Here is a 16817-nt window from a genome sequence, read left to right as displayed (position 1 = left end):
CCTATGGAGTTAGAAAAATATATCGATTTAGAGGCAAAATTGCGCTACAAGCTAGAAGCGGCAAACACCGCCACTGCGCTAGAAAATCCATTTTCCCCACAACAAGAAAAATACAGCGCACACAAAGAATTGCGACAAAAGCAACTAAAAGCAATGGAGAGCGAATTTATCGCATTAGAGCCAGAAAGCAACGCCTTTGTCAATCTCTCAAATCTCTTTGATTTTACCGCGCCACCGCCTAGCAATTTGTTAGATGGCATTTTTTCGATTGCAAGAATTTGTCATACTAATCATAGCGAAGTATCTCAAAACCTCCTTTTTGCCCTTTTAGCTGACATAGATTCACGCGATAAATCCGCGCTTTATCCGTGCATTTATGATATTTCACGCGCTACATTGCTCCCAAGCGTGAGCGAAAATGACAAATACGCCAATCTATCCAAAATCATCACACTAAAAAATATCACCCAAAAGTCCCAAGAGGACTTCACGCACCTTAAATCGCTTACCAAAGATTACAGAGACATTAGCGTGTTAAAGCACATTTTTGCCAATTTAACTAATCAACTAAATGCCCAAATTGATTCAACGCAAAAGCAAATTTCTCAAAATGCTTTGCGAGATGGCGGACTTTTCCCTAAAACGCCAAAACCAAAGCCATTTAAGCTAATAGCGTGGCTACTTATAAACCCAAACTTTACCACATTACAAGGACAAAGCAATGCACGATAACATTAAAATCACCCTACACAATCTCCAATCCCAAAGCAAATCATTTAAAGATTTATTAGATTTGTTATTTCCAATACATAAAGACGAAGCAAGCAACGAGAATATAGCGAATCTGCAAAATGAAATTTTTGATTTTGCAAATGCGATTATTTTTTATTCTAATGCAAAAAACGATGATAAGTTAGAAAGCTCTAAAAGCGGACATAGCAATCTAGCATTTAGCCTTGTTTCCACACATTCACACAAAAGGGCGGATTTGATACACGCCACCTATGCGATAAATAAAGCAATCACAAGTTATAACATTATCTTTTTTGTAAGCTCCACGCATTTATCTATCGCCTTTGCCACGCGCCGAGACAATAAAATCACAAGCACAAAAGATGTTTTAGAAAAAATCACACTTATAAAAGACATAAATTTAGCCAGCCCAAGCCACGCTCACTGCAAAAATTTAGACCAAATCGCCAAAATCAAACCAAAAGAAGTAGATATTTATTACAGCGAGATTTTGGAGGCGTTAAGCATTTCAAGCCTAAATAAAGCATTCTACACCGAAATTTTCGCTCATTTTGCACACTTTGTAGAATCCATCACATTACCAAACACAAGCGATGAGCAAACCAAGAGAGATTTTGTCCTGCGCCTATTTTCACGCATTTTATTTTGTAAATTTTTGGAGAAAAAGAGCATTGTAGATTCTGCGATTTGGGATACACATTTAAGCCAAAATTACTACCACGAAGTGTTAGAGCCACTCTTTTTTACCACGCTAAACACACCTCGCGAATCTAGAAATTATGGATTTTTGCCCGAGCAAATCATTAGCCTTTTACACGCGATTCCTTACCTAAATGGTGGATTATTTAGCCCACAGGACAATGACTTTTTTGATTTGCAAAATCCAAATGCGCATATCAATTCACTACATATTTCAAACGACCTTTTTAGCGAACTTTTTGCCACGCTTAATCGCTATCATTTCACTATCGATGAGGCAGATGAGAGCGCGGTGGAAGTCGCCCTAGACCCCGAGCTTTTGGGGCAGATTTTTGAGAGCCTACTATCTCAACTTTTTACGGATAATAAATTAGAAAAGTTAGATAAAAATTCTTTGCGTAAAGCCACAGGGAGCTACTACACGCCACGCGAAATCGTGCGCTATATGGTGCGTAGCGCGATTTTATTGCATTTACAAACCAAACTAAAAGGCAAAGTCGATTCACAATTTTTAGAATCTCTTGTGTTTGATTCATCATTACGAGGGAGCGAAGCAACCGAAGCAATCCACACCCAAAAGACTATCCTACAAGAATTAGCCACCCTAAAAATCCTAGACCCAGCTTGTGGTTCGGGCGCATTTCCTATGGGGATTTTGAATGAGATTATCCGCATTCAAAGCGATTTAGACGACACACGCCCCCTTTATACACGCAAATTAGAGATTTTGCAAGAGTGCATTTATGGCATAGATATTCAGCCTATGGCTACCGAAATCGCGCGTTTGCGTTGCTTTCTCTCCCTTATCATCGATGAAAATCCTAGCGATATTAAGCCCCTGCCAAATTTGGAGTTTAAATTCATCTCTGCAAATTCGCTTTTGCCTTTGCAGACTTCATTGCAAGATTCGCGTGGCAGACGACTTGGCAGTGATATTTATGAAAAAGGCTTGATAGAATTACAACAAATACGCGCAGAAACATTTACTAGCCACGACAAAATCGCCCTACAATCAAAATACAAAGCCACGATAGACAAAATCGCAAAAGATTTATTTTTTGAAGCACAAGGCGAGACGCCACTCACTAAATGGAATCCATTTAATCCCAACGATATAGCGCAGTTTTTCGATAGTGCGTATATGTTTGGCGTGGAATCTTTTGATATTGTTATTGGCAATCCGCCTTACATAAGGCAAGAATCTATCCCAAACAAACAAGCAATAACCCAATCCTATAAAAACATAAATTTTTTAGGCAAAGATTATGCCTTTTCGTGTAGCACAGCAGATATTTACACTTATTTCTTTGCCAAAGGTGCTATGCTGCTATTCCCCAAAGGCAATCTTATTTTCATCACTTCTAATAAATTCTGCCGTGCGGGGTATGGCAAGAATCTAAGAGAGTTTTTACTAGGCATAACTATCCAAAAATATGTGGATTTTAATGGCGTAAAAGTCTTTGAGAATGCAACCGTAGATTCGTGTATATTGCAAATTTGCAAAGAGAGACAAAAGGATAATATGATTGCTTATGCTACGCCTACACAAAAAGACTTATCTACCCTAAGTTACAGCCAAATCCCTCAAGATAGCCTTAATAGCGAGGCATTTATCTTTGTAGATTCGCCTACACTCGCACTCAAACAAAAGATAGAGCAAGTCGGCACACCTTTGAAAGAATGGGACATAGCTATTTATCGTGGCGTTTTAACAGGCTATAACGAAGCCTTTATCATAGACACAGCGACAAAAGAGGCGATTTTAGATTCCTGTGATAATAGCATAAAAAGCCCCCTCCCTTGCGGAGGGGGTTTGGGGGTGGGTTTGACAGAGCGAGAACGCACAGAGCAACTCATCAAGCCGATTTTACGCGGACGAGACATAAAAAGATACAGCTATGAATGGGCGAACTTGTGGCTCATCGGCACGCACAACGGCTACACTTCGCAAAATGGCGAGCAAATACCAGCCATTGACATAAACGATTATCCAGCCTTGAAAAAGCATTTAGATAGCTTTTATCCAAAGCTAGAAAAACGAGCCGACAAGGGCAAAACGCCTTATAATTTGCGAAATTGTGCGTATTTGGAGGACTTTGAGAAACTTAAAATTTCGTGGCAAAGGGTTACGCAAGAGCCGAGTTTTATTTTAGAAAAAGATTTTTATCTTTTAGATTCTATGGCTTTTTTGACAAGCGATTCAAAGCAAGAGTTATATTATCTTTTTGGGTTATTAAATTCAAAAACTATATTTTGGTATTTTAAACAAATCGGGCATTTGTATAGTGATAAAGGCTTTTTGCTTTCTAATCAATATCTAGAAAGATTTCCTATCCCAAAAATCACAAAAGAAAACCAAAATTTAGTTGATGAGCTTGTGAATCTTGTCGATACAATTTTAGTCATTAAATCTTGTCATACTGAGCATAGCGAAGTATCTAAAAACATAGAATCTAAAAGAGATATTTCGCCTATGGCTCAATATGACAAGAGAAAAAAGCTTCAAAATGACAAGATAATAAATGACTTAGAATCTCAAATCAACGATTTGGTTTATAAACTCTACGGACTAGATTCAAGCGAAATCCAAATCATTGAAAACTAATAATATGCTACAATTCGCAAAATTTTCGCAAAAAAGGACAAAAATGCTAATAAACGCAGTGATAGAAAAGGACGAAAACGGCTACTTTGCTTTTGTGCCAGAGCTAAAAGGTTGCGTAAGCGAGGGGGCAAGTTTCGAGGAAGCTAGGACAAATATCAAAGAAGCCATCGAGCTATATTTGGAGAGTTTGGGGGCAGATGAGATTCGGCACATTGTCGCAAAAGAAGCGATGATAACGCCTATCGAGGTGGCACTTGGGCGATAAACTCCCCAAACTCACCGCAAAAGAAGCGGAATCTTTGCTACTACAAAATGGCTTTGTGGTGGATAGGCAAAAAGGAAGCCATAAAATTTACAAAAAAGACTCCAAACGAATGGTTTTGCCACACCACAGCGGGAAAACATTACACCCAAAGATTATCAAAGCATTATTTGAGATTTTGGAGGATTAGCCAAAAAAGCGCAAGATTCCACCGCAAACACCGCCAAACTTCAATCCCAAATCGACTCGCTAGTCTATGCCATCTACGGATTAGATTCAATCAAAATCCCAAAGACAAAAAATAAATGATTCAACAAAACATTAACCAAATAAATGAATCTAATAAAAACAAACGATACGCAGTAGATATTATCAAAGATTTTTTTAATGCAAACAAAGAAAAAAATGGCAAAATTGTAGTGTTATATGGATTGCGTAGGATAGGTAAAACTACCATTATGAATCAAATTATCGATGAATATAAAAATTCTTTAAAATGCGCTTTTTATGAAATTGAAACTAATGATAAGATGGATAATATTTATGATATGCTTATTTGTGAGAGAGATAAAGGCATAAAACTTATCTGTCTTGATAAAATAACTAATGCCAAAGATTTCATAGAAGATTCAGCCATTCTTGCAGATATTTTTGCAAAAGAGGGTATGAAAATAAGAATAACAGGCACTGAATCGCTTGGTTTTTACTTTGCAGAGAACAAAGGTTTTACCCCTGCTTTATGACACGCTTTGAAGTCATTGCTTTCACATAGAGATTCTAGCTCTTGCACACTTTTATTCTCATAGTAAGAATCTGGCTGAAACTTTTGCTGTTCTGTCTTTTTATCATCATTGCAACCATTAAGTGCCAAGGTAAGCGATAAGATTGCTACAACTCCAACTGCTATGTTTTGTATTGCATTTTTCATTTTTGCCCTTTCAATTAGAATCTAAAGCCCACACAATACAAAAAAAACACATTTTAAATTTTGGCAAGATTTATTCTAAGATTCACAAAAATATAGAATCTTAGCGTTTAAGATTGAGGGCTTCTTTGACTAAATCATCGCCTGTGGTAAAGGCTTTGGCATTCATAGAATAGCCTCTTTGCATAACAATTAGCTCCGTTAAGGCATTTCCCACATCAACATTACTTGTCTCCAAATGCTTATACAGCACCGAGCCAAACTTGAGATTTAGCCCCTCCCAACCTAAAATTGGCTTTCCGCTAATGGTGCTTGCATCGCCATTTACAACCATTTCTGTCATCTCAAAGAGATTCCCGCCTACTTTCCTTAAGCCCTGATCATTGACAAATGCCGCAATGCCCACGCGTCCCATAGGCTCATACGCCCCATTATCAAACGCAAGGAATATAATGCCATCTTTATCAATCCTTACATCACGCAAATGCCCTTCCGCCCTGCCATCTTGATCCTTTCCTAAAATGCCAGAATCTCTATACACAAAGTTTGAGCTTTGCATATCCTTTGCCCCTGCGATATTATATGTCAAGCTCTTATCGCCAAAATTTAGCTCAATAGGCTCGGCACTTGGCTTCCCATCGCTATCAAATTCTATGTTGTGCGTTACATAATCGGGGCTTATCATAATCTCCCCGTGCTGGTCAAACACAGCTGAACGCACCTCCCATTTTTCCTTGATTGGCGGCTCGGATTCAGGATTGCCCGATTGCACCATAAAATAATGGCTTTGGACTAGGAATTTTTTGCCACTTTCATCATAGATTTCTACATTGGTTTGGTAGCTTGGCATTTGGATAAACTCACTGAAGAAGCTATCCCCTCTAATCTCCTGCCAACCGATATTATCAAGCTTAGGATCGCTTGAGCCACTATCCACCATTTTGCGATAAAGTTTGCCCTCATAACTCACCACATCATCAACTTGATAGGTGCTGCCTTTGGTATAGCTTGGTGGCAGGGCAGATTCCACACTGCCTAGCTCTTCCCAATTCCCCTCATTGAGTGGATTATTCCCAGCGGCATTAATACGGCGATAGATTTTGTCATCACTTTGCACCACATCGCCTTCAAGGTAGGTGGTATTATCACTCCATTGGCTTAACGCACTGCTATCTAGAATCTTCCAATTTTCCTTATCTATAAAGGGATCTTCGCTACTGCCAAGTTCGCCCATGCGGATAAATGAGATGCCCTTATACTGCACAATAGCATTTTTTTCATACGCTTTATTAGCGTTAAAATTTGTCCCCACACCGCTATTAAAGTTTTCATTTTTTCCTTTGAATCCTAGCTTTTCAAATAGGCTTCCGCCAAGCTCTAAATTGAGATTCTTATACGAATTATTTTTTAGCTCTAGGCTTACTTTCTCGCCAACTTTCCCATCAGCCCCTTTGCTGATTTCTAAATCTAACCCCACTTTCTCACGCAAAAGATTTTTTAAATCATTAAAAGTGCGAAATTCCCCAGATTCTGCCCCGCCATTGCCATATTTGAAATTTAAAGTCTCTTTTTTGCCATCTTTATCTATGATAAGGCGGACTTCATTGTAGCTTGGGGCATTAAGTGGCGTATCATCGGTGGCAAAGGCGTTAATATCCGTATCCATAAATCGTTCAATATCAAACTCACCATCTTTGTTTTTGAAAAATGATGACACAGAAGTGGCGTTTTCATTTTTATTAAGATTGGCACTTACATCAAGCTTTGTAGTCAGCACAGGGTGATAGTAGAGATTCTGCGGGACTTGCATAGGTTGCAACTTCCCAGAAGAAAGGGCTGCAAAATCAATCTCTTCACTTTTGCTTGAAGTGTAGATTCCATCTTTAATCTTGCCTAAATCCACACCATACATATAATATCCGCTTGTATTGACGATATAGCCCTCTCCATCACGCAAAAATGAGCCATCGCGTGTGAAGTAGTTTTTTTGCTTTTTTTCATAGCCGTCATCTTTGATTTCAAAGCTCCCGCTTTTCTGCTCCCCTACGACAAACCAGCCCTTGCCCTCATAGGCTACATTAAACTCCCCATCACTCGCCTTGTAGCTTCCACTACGCGTAGATATGGCATTACTTGATTTTGTCGCACCATAGTTCATATCGTTATTAATAGGGGAATCGGCATTAAGAGAATCCATATTTGTGCTAAAAAGGCTTTCAAACTGCGGAATATTCCTTCTATAGCCAATGGTATTGACATTGGCAATATTATTTGAGATAGAATCTAGCCCAAATTGATGCGTTTTAATCCCGCTGTAAGAGTTGATAAGAGTGCTATTCATAGCCCGTGATCCTTATTGTAAAACTCAATAGCACTATCAAGGGGCAAAATCATATCGCCCATTCTTAGCATAGGTGAGCCTTTATCAAAAATAATGCTTTGCACCTCTCCGCGTCCTACACGAGCGGTGTGATATTGCTTACTTGTTTCATCAAGATTGTATTCTGCACGAATATTATATGTGCCATCATCTACCTGTTTGCCGTTATTATCTAGCGTATCCCAAGTAAATTCCAAATACCCGCTTTGGTTATTTTTATCTTTAAGCGAAATGCTTTTGACCATTTCATTGTTGCTATTGAAAATATAAATGGTGGGTTCGCCCTTTTGTGTGTCAATTTTTTGATCAAAATAGATTGAGAATTTCACTGCCTTACCTTTTTGGACATTCACGCCAAAGACATCAGTTTCAGCCACCTTGCCAATCATTGAGACGGTATTTAGTGCATTAAGCTGTGCGGTAGTGACATTTGATTTGGCTGAATCTTGCATACCGAGATTGAGTGCTTCTAAAGATTCTTTCATTTGTGCTTGAAACTCTTTTAGCTCCTTATTTGTCTCTTGTGTGCTTTTCATCGCTTCTGCCACTTCTACCATTGTCTTTTTATTTTGCTCTTGCATTTCCACTTGCGTGAGCTGGGCAGTTTGCGTGATAATCTTATCAGTCTCCATTGGTGCGGTTGGGTCTTGATTTTTGAGCTGTTCTAAGAAAAGTCGCATAAAAGCGTCATTATCAAGCTCATTAATATTGCGGACTTTTTCTTTCTCTTTTGCGATTTTTGCCGCACTTCCTGTTACTTCTGCTAAGTCAATCGCCATTATTAAGCTCCCTTTTTAGGCATATTTAGGCAGTGTAATATGCATTACATTTATTTCATTTTGTGAATCTTCTAAGCTATTTTTGTTCCCTTCTTGCTGTTGCTCTTGTGGGGTGCTGTTTTCGCCATTTTGCCCCTTATTGCCGCCACCATTCTCATTTGAGCTAAAGCTTAAATCCACATTTTCAAAGCCCACTTGTGCGAGATTGTTTCTAAAATCCACTTGATTTTGTAAAAATAACCCAACCGCTGTGGCATTTGACACCACTTGAATATGTAAATCCTTGCCCTTTTTAGTGATGGTAAGCTCTAGTGTGCCAAGATTCTGCGGGTTAAGCTCTAAGGATAGCTTTGTGATAGGGGGCTTGTAGTTTAGCACCTCTTCACGCAGGGCTTGAGCGAAATTCCTTACACTCTCTCGTGCTAAGGCAGAGCGGTAGAGAATCTGTGTGCGAGTATTTTCCTTTGTGTGTAAAACTTCCGCACTTTGCTTAGATTGAGCTTTGCCCTTGCCTTCTTCCATTGCTTCAGTTTCTTTTATTTTGGTTTTCTTTTTGCCCCCTGCTAAAAGCATTTCCGCAAAGCTTTTTTCCTCTTCTTGAATCTGGCTTTGCTCAAGGGGCGATTGAGATTCTTCTAGCTGTGTGTTTTGTGCCTTACTCGTTTGCACTAGGCTTTCTGAGTCTGTATTCTTAGCCCCTTTGCTTTGTGTGTCTTTTTTGGGATTTTTCTCATTATTTTTTTTATCCCCACTTTTAGATTTATTTTGTAAGGCTTCAGATTCTAAAGCGGCTATGCTTGAGGCTAGGGCATTAGGCTTTTGAGTAGCGTTTGATTGCGACTTTGGAGTCTGCTTTTGTAGCTCCTCAATACTTGGTATCTCATCAAGTCTTAATGCCTCTTCAAAGCTTTTTAATTCTGCATTTTTTGAATCCACAAGCTGGGCTTGAAACTGCTCTGTTTGCTTGGTTTGATTGGCTATCTGTTTAGATTCTGCTTGGGTAGGACTAGATTCTAGCTTTTCTACATTTTTATTTTGTGGGTTTTTGACCGCCTTACCCTTTGTTTTTTTAGAATCTTCGCTTATGATCTCGCCATTTTCCGCCTTATTCTTTTTGAGCTTTTTGCCTTTGTCTTGCGGGGCTTGTAAAGATTCTCCGTCTTGTTCTACAATAGAATCTTGCTTTGAGTTAAGAATCTTACCCACTTCAGCTCCAGCAACTAAAGGCGTAGCCTTTGTCTTAAGGGTTTTTTGGAGCATATTCTCCTTTGAATCTTGCTCTTTTAAATCTTGTTTATCCCAGCTGGGGTGCGTCCTTTAGAGAAAATACACTGCCTTTGCCCTCATCATTAGCCTTTTTGGTTGGATACTCGTTTGAGATTTTGCTTGTGATGTTTTTTGGCTTTTTGGTTCCGCGTTGGACTATGGCGATTCTATCTACATTATTTTCATACTCGTAGTTGATTTTCTCTTTTGTCGATGCTGGAATGCTTTTTGGCTTTGCTTGTGTCTCTAATGCTTCCTGCACGAGAGATTGAGCATTTACTCCTTGTGTTTCTAGGCTCATTTTGCTAGGGTTTAAGCCCTTGGCTTGAGCGAGATTTTGCACATCAGCTAGGGTTTTTGGAGCTTGGGTTTCTTCTTGTGGGATTTTAGTTTGTGGCATTGGCATAGAGGCTAAACGCGGAGTTGTTGCTTTTGAATCTAGGCTAGAATCTTTGCTTTCTGCAATTTTATTTGCTGTGCTTGTTGAGCCTGTGTTTAAAGGTGTGCTTAGGGCTTCTGCAAGGGGATTACTCTCTTTTGGTTTATTTTCTTTAGATGATTTGGCAATTTTTTCTTGCAAACCGATTTTTGAATCTTCACTCGCAGTGTCCTTAAAATCAAAAGACGCAGGAACTGCACTTGGAGTTTGAGCTTTTTGACTTGTAGGTTTTGTGCTTGGGCTTTGTGTTTTTTGCGGTTGTGATGAAAGATTCTTATCAAGTAGCTCATTTTTTGAATCTGCTTGAGCTGTATTTTTACCCTCTGTCTTATTCATTTTGCCTTGCAAGGCTTTGCTAAGTGGATTCTTGTCATCTACGGCTTGGGCTTGACTTGAATCTTTGGCTTCCTTTTGAGTCTTGGCTTTAGTCTGTTTGGCAAACATATCTTCAAACTTGCTCTCCAACTTATTGACATCTGCTGATGGAGAGTTTGGGCGTTTATCCAAGATAGAATCGGGCTTATTTAAAATAGAATTTTGCATTGCATCTAACATACTGCACTCCTTACAAGAAAATTATGTAAGCTACTAAGCAAAATGTATTCCTAAAATGGTGGTGTATTTTTGCTGTTTTTTATGGAAAAAAGCGTATAATCGCACACTTTTTTAGTTGAAGGAGTGTGTTTTGTATAAAAAAAATTTGATGACTTTGATGTTGTGTATAGGACTGCAAAAGGGCTTGTATGCCCAAAAGAGTGGATTTAAGATATATGGCGATGTAATGCAGATTCTGCCTTTTGCAATGATGGCATATAGCTGTGCTATTGATGATATGCAAGGTGTGAAAGAGCAAGCCATAGGGGCTGGAGCGACTTTCCTTACCACTCACGCTATCAAGCAAGGCTTTGTGATTGTATCGCGTTCAAATGAATCAAATGCTAGAATCTCACAGCGTCCAAACAATGGAGGCTTTGATGGATTCCCAAGCGGACATACTTCATTTACTTTTTCGGCGGCTGGATTTGCTCAAAAGCGTTATGGCTGGAAGTGGGGAGTGCCATTAAGTTTGATTGGAGCTTCAGTTGGAGCAAGTAGGGTATATGCAGAGCGACATACCACTACACAAGTCATTGCTGGGGCGATTTTGGGCTTTTCTCTTTCATACTTTTTGGCAAACAAACAGAGCAAAGATTCACAGCTTACCGCTTGGGTGAGTAATGCGGAAAATGGCACACAAAGCTATCACATAGGGTATATAAAGCGATTTTAGAATCTGCATTTAATTTATTTTAAAACTTTAGGTAGTGTAATACCCTTTTGCCCTTGATATTTGCCTTTTTTATCTTTATAGCTTATCTCACAAGGCGAATCGCCCTCTAAAAATAATACTTGAGCTATGCCCTCATTGGCATAAATCTTTGCTGGAAGTGGCGTTGTATTTGAAATCTCAATAGTGATATGCCCCTCAAATTCTGGCTCAAAAGGCGTAACATTTACAATTATCCCACACCTTGCATAAGTGCTTTTGCCAAGACAGATAGCAAGCACATTGCGTGGCATTCTAAAGTATTCTATCGTGCGTGCAAGGGCAAAAGAGTTTGGCGGCACAAGGCAGTAGCCCTTTTCACTCGTATCGACTTCTACAACATTGCGTTCATCAAAGCTTTTAGGATCAACCAAAGTCGCACCGATATTTGTAAAAATCATAAATTCACTACCCACGCGAATGTCATATCCATAGCTTGATAGCCCATAGCTTACGATATTTTGCCCCACTTGCTTTTCGCAAAATGGCTCAATCATACCCTTTTTACTCATCTCTTTAATCCACAAATCAGACTTTAAACCCATTTTGCACCTCACTTTTTACAAAATTTTGCGTATCTTTAAAAAAATCGTGTTATTATAGCAGATTTAAATTTCACGACAAGAAAGGTGCAAGATGAATCTACAAGAAATCAAAAAGATTATGGAGCTGTTTGACAATAGTGATATTGCGAAGTTTAGTATTAAACAAGAGGGCTTTGAGCTAAAACTCCAAAAGGCTAATGCTAGTGTGAGTGGGGCGGTTACAGCCATTGCACCAGCTCCTGTTGCAGCTATCTCTCAAACTCCAGTAGCAGAATCTGCTCCTGTTGCGACACCTAGCACACCAAAAGATACAAGCGGACATTTTATTACCTCTCCAATGGTTGGGACATTTTACCGCTCTCCAAGCCCGGGTGCTGCTCCTTATGTTGATGTTGGTGATACAATTAAAAAAGGACAGACGGTTGCGATTATTGAAGCAATGAAAATTATGAATGAGATTGAAGCGGAGTTTGACTGCAAGGTTGTTTCCATTGAAGTGAGCGATGGACAGCCTGTGGAGTTTAGCACTAATCTTATTAAAGTTGAAAAACTCTAAGGCAAAGCAATGAGTGTAAAACAAAAAAAGATTCAAAAAATTCTCATAGCTAATCGTGGCGAGATTACGCTCCGTGCTATTAGAACAATCCAAGAGATGGGTAAAGAGGCTATTGCGATTTATTCAACAGCCGATAAAGACGCGTATTACCTTGATGTGGCAGATGGTAAAATCTGCGTAGGCGGGGATAAGTCAAGTGAAAGTTATCTCAATATTCCTGCGATTATGAGTGCGGCGGAGTTGCTTAAGGTTGATGCGATTTTTCCCGGCTATGGCTTTTTGAGTGAGAATCAAAATTTTGTGGAGATTTGCTCTCATCATAATATAGAGTTCATTGGACCAAGTGCTGAAGTTATGGTGCTTATGAGCGATAAATCTAAGGCAAAAGATGTGATGAAAGAAGCAGGTGTGCCTGTAATTTTAGGGAGCGATGGAGCATTAAAAGACTATAAAGAGGCTGAAAAGATAGCAAATGAGATAGGCTATCCTGTGATTTTGAAAGCTGCTGCGGGTGGTGGCGGACGCGGTATGCGTGTGGTTGAAAAGCCTGAAATGCTTAAAAATCTTTATCTCGCAGCTGAATCTGAAGCAGTAAGTGCCTTTGGCGATGGCACGATTTATATGGAGAAATTTATCCGCAATCCCAAACATATTGAAGTGCAGATTCTAGCTGATAAGCACGGCAATGTGTTGCATATCGGTGAGCGTGATTGCTCTGCTCAAAGGCGACAGCAAAAGCTCATAGAAGAATCTCCCGCTGTGGTTTTAAAGCCTGAAGTGCGTCAAAGACTGCTAGATACTGCTGTAAAAGCCGCACAATATATTAAATATGTAGGGGCTGGGACATTTGAATTTTTGCTAGATGCGAATTATGAGGATTTCTATTTTATGGAGATGAATACGCGTTTGCAGGTTGAACACACAGTGAGTGAGATGGTAAGCGGACTTGATTTGGTAGAATGGATGATACGCATAGCCGAGGGGCAGAAGCTTCCAAGTCAAGATTCTATTACTTTTAAGGGACATTCTATTGAGTGCAGAATCACCGCAGAGGATCCTGAAAAGTTTTATCCTTGTCCGGGCAAGATTACAAAATGGGTGGCTCCGGGTGGAGCAAATGTGCGGCTTGATACCCACGCCTATGGTGGCTACACCGTGCCTATGCATTATGATTCTATGATCGGTAAGCTCATTGTGTGGGGTGAGGATAGAGACAAGGCTATTATCCGTATGCACAGGGCTTTGAAAGAATTTTGTATTGAAGGTATTAAGACGACTATCCCATTCCATATTAAGATGATGAAAAATAAGGATTTCCACGCTTCAAATATTCATACAAAATATTTGGAACAAAATATGCTTGAAATAGACTAAAGCAGAGTGCTAGAGATATTTAGAGATAGCGTATTAAGAGATATGTGAAGGAGCAAAAATGAAAATCACCGCAAGCACAAGCCAAACATTAAAGCAAGAAGAGCTAAAATCAAAAGGGTCAAAAGCGACAAAACAAGCCCAAGATCCAAAAGATTCTCCTAAAGCTGACAAAGCAAAAAGTGTTGATGTAAGTGGCATAAAAGACTCTCAACTCGCTCAAAATCTTAAAAACACCAACAGCGATATTGGACGCTTACAAGTCGCACAAAAATCACTCAAAACAATAGAATCTGATGTGAAAAAATTTGCCGAACTTGCAGATGAAGATAAAGAAACTTTTGACAAGGGTGAGAAAGATGATATTCGCACTCAAATGCAGGATTTGAAAAAAAATATAGAATCTGTATTGAAAAAGGCGACTTTTGAAGGCACTAGTGTTTTTGCTAAAAACATAAAAGATGGCAGTGGCAATGTGATTTTTAACGCACCAAAGCTAAAAGTAGGGCTACTTGATACGGACGCTAAGAAATTTTATGATATTTTAAAAGAGCAGCAAAGTGAAATTAAAGATGCCATTGACACATTAAAAGAACAAGCAGATAATGACGCAGAGAAGCTAAACGCAAAAGATGGTGTTAAAGTCGCTAAGCAAGATGCAAAAGAGACAGATGGCTCATTTTTAAGAAAGCTAGACTCACTTTTCCGTGTTTCACACGATACGGATAAATTAAACAATCAGCGTGTGCAAGAGCTTTTAGCGTAGTTTGGTTTGTAGTGATACCTTATAGCACACAACTTATTGATGAGAGCGATGTAAAGGCTTTAAATTTGGCCTTGCATTCTCCGCACCTTACACAAGGCAAACTTATCAAAGAATTTGAATCTGCTTTGTGCCAAAGGGCAAATGCTAAATACGCCATTGCTTTTAACTCTGCTACTTCAGCCCTTTATGTGCTCTATGGAGCATTTATCTATAAATATTTCCCCCATATTGCTAAATCACGGATAAATCCACTACGACAGGCAGATGTTCAACAAGAGATTTATTTTGTTACTACGCCTATAAGCTTTGTGGCTACGACGAATATGATGTTAGTTTGGGGTATCACGCCCATTTTTTGCGATGTGAAAGATGATGGCAACATTGATGAAAAAGCCCTTGCTAAGATTCTGGTCACTCACCCAAAAAGAGAGTATATCAAGGCGATTGTGAGTGTGGATTATGCGGGGAAAAGTGTGGAATATGAAGTCTTGCAGAATCTTGCAAAGGAGCATAATCTTTTGTTGTTTGCGGATAGCTCCCACGCTTTTGGTGGAAGCTACCACAATAAGCCCATTGGCTCTTTGGCAAATGCAAGTGTTTTTAGCTTTCACGCTTTAAAGCCTATTACTACCGCAGAGGGTGGGGCTTTGGTAACTGATGATGAAGAGTTGGCCCATTACGCAAGGCTTTTGCTTTCACACGGCGTGGAGAAAAGAACGCTGTGGAATTATGATTGTTTATTGGCAGGTATGAATTTTCGCTTGAGTGAGCTAGGAGCTGCCCTTGGGCTAAGTCAGCTCAAAAAACTTGAATCTTTTATAGAATCTCGCCATAAAATCGCAGGATTTTATGATGATTTTTTTGCTAACAATCCACATTTTGGGACAATTGCCATTCCAAAAAGCATACAAAGCACACATCATTTATATCCTATTTTGCTTTATCCGCATTTGTGGTGTAAAAAGGAGCAGATTTTTGAATCTATGCAGGAACAGGGCTTGGGTGTGCAGGTGCATTATAAGCCTATTTATCAATTTAGCTTATACAGGTGGCTTTTTGGCGAAGTGCGATATGAAAATGCTGAAAAGTTTTATCTCGCAGAGATTTCTATCCCTTGTCATCAGGGTTTAAGTCTCAAAGAAGTGGAGCGTATAGCTAGGATTGTAACGCAAATATGTGATAGTCATACATAAATTACTCTTTACTTTGATTTTACTTTCTTAGGATATGTCGTTTTTTTTTTTTTATATAATTGCCAACGCCGAAAAAATACTCATTCAATCATAAAGGACGAGAATGTTTACATATCTTTCAGTTAAATATAAAATTTCTATTCTTATTTTTGGATCATTTTTAAGTTTTGCTGTGCTTGTAGGACTTGTTTTTATTGGTGAAAAAGAAATAGCAGAACAGAGTGTAGAGCGACTGCACGATCTGATACAAGAGGAAGTTGAGCAAAAGCTTAAGCTTTCCACAGATTCTGTGGCACAATCTCTTGGGGCTTTGATAAAAGGGCTTGATGAAAAGCAACAAATTGCTGTTATCGCCAAGGCTATTGAGGATTTTCGTTTTGAAGATGACAAATCGGGCTATTATTTTACCTATAAGGAATATGTGCCGGTGGCTCACCCTACGCGTAAAGATTTACTTGGTAAATCTCTAGCAGAAGCAAAAGATGTCAATGGTGTGTATTATGTGCGGGAGTTGTTTGATACGGCAAAAAGCCAAAGTGCAAAGGGCAAATTTGTGCATTTTGTCTTTTCGAAACCTTTGCCTGATGGCACACTTGGCAATGCTCCTAAGATTGCCTATGCAGCGATGATTCCAAATACGGATAATATTTGGATTTCCACAGGTGTATATGCTGATACTTTTGAACAATACGCACAAAATAGCTCAACATCTATTCTTTCTATTATTCGTTCTATTTTGAGTAATGCTCTCATCATTGCTTCTGTATGTTTTGTGGTTATTTTTGTGCCTTTGATGTTTATGTTTTATCGTTCATTGCTAAAGAGTATTGGTGTGTTGCAGCATAATATGATGTTGTTTTTCAAGTATCTTAATCGTGAAAGCAAAGAAATTAAGCTTACTCCGCTTCATAATAAAGACGAATTTGGAGCGATGGCAAAGAGTATTGAGCAAAATGTTGAGCATATCGCTAA

General features: G+C 39.1%; 17 protein-coding genes. 11 read left to right on the top strand and 6 right to left on the bottom strand.

The genetic code is table 11. The features are described 5' to 3' along the window. The first annotated feature begins 3 nt into the window (after positions 1-3). From HCCG_RS00800 to HCCG_RS00780, 5 genes are all read left to right on the top strand, one after another. Positions 4-732, top strand: a complete 729-nt coding sequence (locus tag HCCG_RS00800) for a hypothetical protein (RefSeq protein WP_002955444.1) — start codon at positions 4-6, stop codon at positions 730-732. Continuing rightward, a complete protein-coding gene (locus HCCG_RS00795; protein ID WP_002955443.1) occupies positions 722-4057 on the top strand; it encodes an Eco57I restriction-modification methylase domain-containing protein in 3336 nt (1111 codons plus the stop codon). The genes HCCG_RS00800 and HCCG_RS00795 overlap by 11 nt, the downstream gene beginning before the upstream one ends. Positions 4058-4100: 43 nt before the next feature. Next, entirely contained in the window at positions 4101-4322 is a 222-nt protein-coding gene (locus HCCG_RS00790) for a type II toxin-antitoxin system HicB family antitoxin (protein WP_014667149.1), read from the top strand. Beyond that, positions 4312-4509: a type II toxin-antitoxin system HicA family toxin gene (locus HCCG_RS00785; protein WP_002955441.1), complete on the top strand. Its 198-nt coding sequence runs from the start codon at positions 4312-4314 to the stop codon at positions 4507-4509. The genes HCCG_RS00790 and HCCG_RS00785 overlap by 11 nt, the downstream gene beginning before the upstream one ends. Positions 4510-4624: 115 nt before the next feature. Continuing rightward, on the top strand, positions 4625-5062 hold the full coding sequence (locus HCCG_RS00780; RefSeq protein ID WP_002955440.1) for an AAA family ATPase: 438 nt from the start codon (positions 4625-4627) through the stop codon (positions 5060-5062). Here the strand turns inward: HCCG_RS00780 and HCCG_RS00775 are convergent. The 5 genes from HCCG_RS00775 to HCCG_RS00755 form a co-directional block, all read right to left on the bottom strand. After that, on the bottom strand, positions 5023-5247 hold the full coding sequence (locus tag HCCG_RS00775) for a hypothetical protein (RefSeq protein ID WP_002955439.1): 225 nt from the start codon (positions 5245-5247) through the stop codon (positions 5023-5025). The genes HCCG_RS00780 and HCCG_RS00775 overlap by 40 nt on opposite strands. A gap of 100 nt (positions 5248-5347) precedes the next feature. Next, entirely contained in the window at positions 5348-7585 is a 2238-nt protein-coding gene (locus HCCG_RS00770) for a flagellar hook-basal body complex protein (RefSeq protein WP_002955438.1), read from the bottom strand. Continuing rightward, positions 7582-8403: a flagellar hook assembly protein FlgD gene (gene flgD, locus HCCG_RS00765; protein WP_002955437.1), complete on the bottom strand. Its 822-nt coding sequence runs from the start codon at positions 8401-8403 to the stop codon at positions 7582-7584. Before flgD ends, HCCG_RS00770 begins: the two co-directional genes overlap by 4 nt. 15 nt (positions 8404-8418) lie before the next feature. Then, the gene (fliK, locus tag HCCG_RS00760; protein WP_002955436.1) at positions 8419-9663 is read right to left on the bottom strand and encodes a flagellar hook-length control protein FliK; all 1245 of its coding nucleotides are present in this window, start codon (positions 9661-9663) and stop codon (positions 8419-8421) included. A 34-nt stretch (positions 9664-9697) separates the two neighbouring features. Further along, the gene (locus HCCG_RS00755; protein WP_002955435.1) at positions 9698-10663 is read right to left on the bottom strand and encodes a hypothetical protein; all 966 of its coding nucleotides are present in this window, start codon (positions 10661-10663) and stop codon (positions 9698-9700) included. Positions 10664-10793: 130 nt separating this feature from the next. Here HCCG_RS00755 and HCCG_RS00750 point away from each other — a divergent pair, with 130 nt between their 5' ends. Next, entirely contained in the window at positions 10794-11378 is a 585-nt protein-coding gene (locus tag HCCG_RS00750) for a phosphatase PAP2 family protein (RefSeq protein WP_014667144.1), read from the top strand. A gap of 14 nt (positions 11379-11392) precedes the next feature. On the opposite strand, the gene dcd is transcribed toward HCCG_RS00750, so the two are convergent. Further along, entirely contained in the window at positions 11393-11959 is a 567-nt protein-coding gene (dcd, locus tag HCCG_RS00745) for a dCTP deaminase (protein WP_002955433.1), read from the bottom strand. A gap of 91 nt (positions 11960-12050) precedes the next feature. Between dcd and accB the strand changes: the two genes are divergently transcribed. The 5 genes from accB to HCCG_RS00720 form a co-directional block, all read left to right on the top strand. Beyond that, the gene (gene accB, locus HCCG_RS11855; protein ID WP_002955432.1) at positions 12051-12515 is read left to right on the top strand and encodes an acetyl-CoA carboxylase biotin carboxyl carrier protein; all 465 of its coding nucleotides are present in this window, start codon (positions 12051-12053) and stop codon (positions 12513-12515) included. 9 nt (positions 12516-12524) lie between these two features. Continuing rightward, positions 12525-13889 (top strand): acetyl-CoA carboxylase biotin carboxylase subunit, encoded by a 1365-nt coding sequence (locus HCCG_RS00735; RefSeq protein WP_002955431.1) that lies wholly within the window; start codon positions 12525-12527, stop codon positions 13887-13889. 58 nt (positions 13890-13947) lie between these two features. After that, positions 13948-14652, top strand: coding sequence for a flagellin N-terminal helical domain-containing protein (locus HCCG_RS00730; RefSeq protein ID WP_002955430.1), 705 nt, complete (start codon positions 13948-13950; stop codon positions 14650-14652). Positions 14653-14663: 11 nt separating this feature from the next. Beyond that, positions 14664-15845 carry a UDP-4-amino-4,6-dideoxy-N-acetyl-beta-L-altrosamine transaminase gene (gene pseC, locus HCCG_RS00725; RefSeq protein WP_002955429.1) on the top strand — a complete coding sequence of 394 codons (1182 nt, stop codon included), beginning with the start codon at positions 14664-14666 and terminating at the stop codon, positions 15843-15845. 103 nt (positions 15846-15948) lie between these two features. Next, a partial coding sequence (locus HCCG_RS00720; RefSeq protein WP_002955428.1) for a cache domain-containing protein occupies positions 15949-16817 on the top strand: 869 nt, incomplete at its 3' end.

It is taken from the genome of Helicobacter cinaedi CCUG 18818 = ATCC BAA-847 (assembly GCF_000155475.1).
In the GTDB taxonomy this organism is placed as follows: domain Bacteria; phylum Campylobacterota; class Campylobacteria; order Campylobacterales; family Helicobacteraceae; genus Helicobacter_C; species Helicobacter_C cinaedi.
This window is presented reverse-complemented; position numbering and strand designations above follow the sequence as displayed.